Raw genomic sequence first — 2,503 nt, 5'->3', positions numbered from 1 at the left:
CGTACGGATCAAGGAGACACGACGTCAGCGAGCGACCAACACCCATTTTCAGCCCGGAACGGGCCACCTCGCCAGAGGCGACAGGGACTAGCCCCTATCCACGTGCTCAGGGGCATCAGACGTGGGGGATCCATCTCGCCATGCAGGTCTCGCTGGCGGCGGTGCCAAGAGGTTCTAGGTCGCGCGAGTCATCTCGGCTGGCCCGCGCCTGTTGTTTCACGTGAAACAAGGCCGGCGCCTCCCTGCCGAGATGGCTGGAGTCGTTGGCCGCTGGTCGACGGATCCGGCCAGCGTTCGCAACCTAGGTTGCTGAAATGTCGTCGGCCATTCCGGCCGCCGAGGTTGCCGGCGGATCGGTGCCGCTAGTCCTTCCTGAGGATCAGGCCCAGACGATAGAGGCACGTCTGACGACCGCCCGGACTGGATCACGCCAACCTCCATGAGCGCCGGATCGAGACCCGCTCTTGATGAGCAGACGCCTACTCGTCGTCATGAGGCCTCGCAGCGCCTTGCTGCGCTCGTCATCGAGTGCAGGCGACAGCTTGGGCGGCGACGGTGCGTGGCCCGGCCCGAGGACTGAATTGGTTACTCCCCCAATGTCGTCGGTTCGGCGCACTCGTCGGGTGGAAGTGGTAGTCGGCATGGCCAGAGTGGCTCAGTGAGGCTGGTGTCCTTGGCGCGGGCTGGGCGGTCGGCTGGCTAGCACGACGCGCGCGGCAGTTGAGTTGGGTATAGGGACGCAACTGGTGTCCGCCGGGGTCCATTTAACCCGCCGACGCCGTACCAGCCCGGTCCTCATAAAACCCACCTCCGGCATGCATTTGACCATCGACCGGTGCTCAGCGCGCCCCCTGTTCCACGTGAAACCAGCCTCTGTCGGGCGCCTGGAGCGGCGGGTGTAGACAGTCAGAAAGCGGGCCGTTTCACGTGAAACAGCGGAGTTTTCCGCCGCCGCCGCCCTCCGGCTGCCGTGGTGCGGGTCAATCGAGACCCAGTCACCTGCAATGGCCTCGAGCTAACACCTCGACGCCATGGCGGTGAACGCGGCCGATACGTGCCCACGTGGGCGGTCGGGCATCAGGCCATCCACGAGGCAGGACGGTGGACAGCGCGCAACGGCAGTCGCCGGCTGGGGTCGAAGGACCTGAATTGCGGTCACCGCGCGAGGTGACCGCAGCGTGGGTAGTGGCATGTCTGACGGGGTGTTGTCGGCGGGGCCATCACGACAGGGGCGCCCGATCGAGTGGTCCGGCTGGCCCCGACATAGAGCCATGGTCGACGTAGGTCGTACAGAGCCGATGAAGCCGCTCGGCTCAGCTGCCAGCAGCAGCCGCGGAACCTCGCCGCTCGCTTGGCCGGCGAGCCACGACGGATCTGTGTGTCGGCCGTCTAGCGCTGTCTCCCGCTCCGCCTCGTACCAGCGGCTCCTGCTGGGGCGTCCTGACGATCGCGCGCGAGACGGAGTTGCGCCCAACGGAACGCGCCATGGAGATGAGGTGAGTGTCGTGCCAACCGCAGCTTCGAGGTCGTCGGCCTCGGCCGAGGCCGAGCCGGTGCGGGCCACCTCGCCTATGCCTGGGTTCTACCCATGAGTGCGGGGTAGCGAGGAAAGTCGGATAGCGGGCCATCGACCCACGGAGTGGCCCGGCACTCCCTCTGGCCGACTGCTGAACCATGCGGCACAGATGACCGAGTACGAGCCCTCGGGCGCCTACACGGGCTGGGATGCGCCGCGCAGCTCTTCTCCCGAGCCCAACTACGGCTTCAGACTGGGCGGTGGCTGGCGAGGTCGGCCGAACACAGAGCACCGAACGGCTGGGTCGACGTTTGTACCGGTGGTCCACCACACGGAGCTCCTGGCCCCACCGGCAGCCGTAGCTGGCTCATCGCCTGTAATCGAGCCGGCAACAGATCCGAAGCGTCGGACCAGAGGATCGGCGTTACGCGTCCGAGGGATTGGACGGATGGCGTCGTTGGGAATCGCTGGGTCGGGAATCCGCGCGAGGCTGACCTATTGAGCGTTGGGCGCCCTCGGCTGGATTGGCCACGATCACCTCGACCTGGGCCTGACCATCCGCACCGCCGCGGCCGACGGCGACCGCGTGCACGTCTGGCCGGCAGCGGTCATGGCGAGCACCGCGTCGGGAGCCCCTTCCCTCGAGCCAACTGGACCGGTGGACATTTCCGCGAAGCAGGAGTGCGCGTCCAGCGGAGGAGGATCAGCCCGGCCGTGATGGCTTGGCATGGACATACGTGGGACCTCATTGGCTGGTGGGCTGGCACCGCGTGGTCGGATTGCGGGATGCAAAACACGATCTTCGGTCTCCCTCCACGGTGGGTCGCCACCCGGCGTCGACCCGGCGCAAGCCCAGGAAGTGCTAGAGCCGCTGGGCATAGTGGCTGAGGTCTTAGCCCCGTGGGGGCGGCGTGGTTGGGCCGGTTCGCGGACCCTGGACAGGAAAAGCGCCCCGAGTGGAGCGGCGGCAGCTCGCTCGGCCGATCG

It is taken from the genome of Actinoplanes sp. NPDC051470, from assembly GCF_040682035.1.
Taxonomy (GTDB): Bacteria; Actinomycetota; Actinomycetes; order Mycobacteriales; family Micromonosporaceae; genus Actinoplanes.
Note: the sequence above shows the minus strand (reverse complement) of the source record.